Origin of the sequence: Paenibacillus elgii NBRC 100335 (assembly GCF_004000865.1) — a bacterium.
GTDB classification, from domain to species: domain Bacteria; phylum Bacillota; class Bacilli; order Paenibacillales; family NBRC-103111; genus Paenibacillus_G; species Paenibacillus_G elgii.
On sequence record NZ_BIMB01000120.1, the window covers coordinates 1 to 2,665 of the forward strand.

Annotated in this window: 2 protein-coding genes; both read left to right on the forward strand. The window is 56.6% G+C overall.

Features of this window, described 5'->3' with window-relative positions; translation table 11 throughout:
• Window positions 1-228: hypothetical protein (locus PEL01S_RS34040; RefSeq protein WP_218032568.1), on the forward strand; the 228-nt coding region annotated here is incomplete at its 5' end.
• A 54-nt stretch (window positions 229-282) separates the two neighbouring features.
• Window positions 283-2,301, forward strand: coding sequence for an NAD-dependent DNA ligase LigA (gene ligA / locus PEL01S_RS34045; RefSeq protein WP_127463355.1), 2,019 nt, complete (start codon window positions 283-285; stop codon window positions 2,299-2,301).
• The last annotated feature ends 364 nt before the right edge of the window (window positions 2,302-2,665 follow it).

Sequence of the window (2,665 nt, forward strand, 5' to 3'; positions counted from 1 at the left end):
GGCCCGTCCGCCGCTGCGGGAGGCGCAGCGCCCAAAGCCGCGGCCCCCGCGGCGCAGGCGACCGACTTTGCCATGGGCGACAAAGTGTCGCATGGCAAGTGGGGCACCGGCGTCGTCGTCGCCATCAAAGGCTCGGGCGACGACACCGAGCTGCAGATCGCTTTCCCGGCCCCCGTGGGCGTCAAGCGGCTGCTGGCCAAATTTGCGCCGATCACCAAGCAGAGCTAAAACGCCAGGCAAGGCAGCCCTTATATCCCGTAGCCATGAGAGGATGAATTTCCGATGCCGGACGCTTTGGAAACGATGAAAACGCTCATCGAAGAGATCAATAAACATAATTACGCTTACTACACGCTGGATCAGCCTTCTCTCACGGATGCCGAATACGATGCGCTCTATGATAAGCTGGTTCAACTGGAAGCCGAAGCCGGCACCGTGCTGCCTTACTCGCCCACGCAGCGGGTAGGCGGCGAGCTGCTCAAAGGGTTCGAGCCGCACCGGCATCTGGCCCGGCTCTGGAGCCTGGACAAGGCGCAAAACCACGACGATCTGATGGCGTGGCATACGCGCGCGCAGAAGCTGGTGAACGACTACAATACGCAGCATCCGGACGATCCGCTGCCGCCTTTATCCTTTGTCGTGGAATTGAAATTCGATGGCCTGACGCTGAATCTGACCTACGACCGCGGCGAGCTCGTGCAGGCGGCCACCCGGGGCAACGGTGTCGTCGGCGAAGGGATTCTCGCCAATGTCAAGACGATTCGTTCCGTGCCGCTGCGTATTCCATATACCGACGGGATTATCGAGGTGCAGGGCGAGGGCATTATGAACCTGTCCGTGCTCGAAGCCTATAACGCGACCGCGGCCGAGCCGCTCAAAAACGCGCGCAACGCCGCCGCAGGCGCACTCCGCAACCTGAATCCGAAAGTCACAGCGGAGCGCAAGCTGAACGCTTATTTTTACAACATCGGCTATGCCGACTCTTTGCAATTTCAGAATCATCAGGAAATGGTCGACTTTTTGCACGACAACCAGTTTAAAATCAGCCCGTTCGTCAAATTCGTCGATAGCATCGACGCGGTGGAGGAAGAGCTGGAGAAGCTGGTCGCCATGCGCAATACGCTTGATTTTCTGATTGACGGACTTGTCGTAAAAATAACGGATATGCGCACTCGCGAAGTGCTAGGATATACTGACAAATTCCCGCGGTGGGCGGTGGCCTATAAGTTTGAGGCCGAGGAAGCCGTGACGACGCTGCTCGACGTAAGCTGGAACGTGGGCCGGACCGGCAAAGTGACGCCGCTCGCCCGGGTGGAAGCCGTCGATATCGGCGGGGTGACCGTACAGAACTGTACGCTTAACAACATGGACGACATCGAGCGCAAAAATCTAAAGTTTGGTTTAGGCAGTCTTGTCTACATCCGGCGTTCCAACGACGTCATTCCGGAGATTCTCGGCAAGGTGACCGAAGAAGCCGACGGCAGCGAAATTGTGCCTCCGGCGGTGTGCCCTTCCTGTGGACACGATCTGGAGAAAAAGGGTCCGCATCTGTTCTGTACGAATAAAGTGGACTGCCGTCCGCAGCTTGTGGGGCGCATTGCCCATTTCGCCTCCCGCGATGCGATGGACATTGAGACGTTCAGCGAGAAGACGGCCGAGCAGCTCTACGATTCGCTCGACGTGCGCGATCCGTCCGATCTGTACTATTTGACGTTCGACGATCTGATCAAGCTGGAACGCTTCGGGACCAAGAAGGCCGAGAATTTGATCGCCGCCTTCGAGAAAAGCAAGCAGCCCGATCTGGCATCGTTCCTATATGCTCTCGGCATTCCGAATACGGGCAAGACGACGACCAAGGAGCTTGCGGAGCATTACCGCAGTCTCGAGAAGCTGATGCAGGCGGAGCCGGAGGAGCTGATCACGCTGCCGGATATCGGCGGCATCGTTGCGGAGAGCATCGTCGGCTTCTTCCGCGACCCGGCCATGCAGCGAAGCATTGAGCGATTGCTGGCCGCGGGCATACAGCCGGTGAGCGAAGAAGCGCCTGCGATCGTCGACGAAAGCAGTCCGTTCTTCGGCAAAACGGTCGTCTTAACGGGTACGCTCACCATCATGGGGCGGGACGAAGCCGCCAAGAAGCTGGAGAAGCTGGGCGCCAAGGTGACCGGCAGCGTGTCGAAGAAGACCGACATCGTCATCGCCGGGGAGAACGCTGGCAGCAAGTTAACCAAAGCCCAAGAGCTGGGCATCCGTATTATTGATAACGAAGAGGAGCTGCAGCAGCTGTTAGGAGACGTTTAAGTACGCTTCACGCTGTACAGCACAAAACCGCCGGTTCCGGTAAAGGAGCGCGGCGGTTTTTCGTTTTCAGCAAGAGCTATGGAATGCCCACTAAAATGGGCGCCGATTGGCGAGAAATGGACCAGATTTACGTTTTCCAAAATTTATGGTTGCATTCGACCCGGCATCTGTGATACATTATTGCTTGTCGCCGCGAAAGGCAGTCAGCCTTGAACGAGCGGCCAACGAAAAAAAGTAGTTGCAAAGCTCGTCCTGATGTGATAAGATTAGATCTTGTCACGGCAGAACAGAATAGTGACGAAAGCTCTTTGAAAACTGAACAAATGAGAACGAAATGCCAAGCGTTAACAAGCATTTGAGCTAT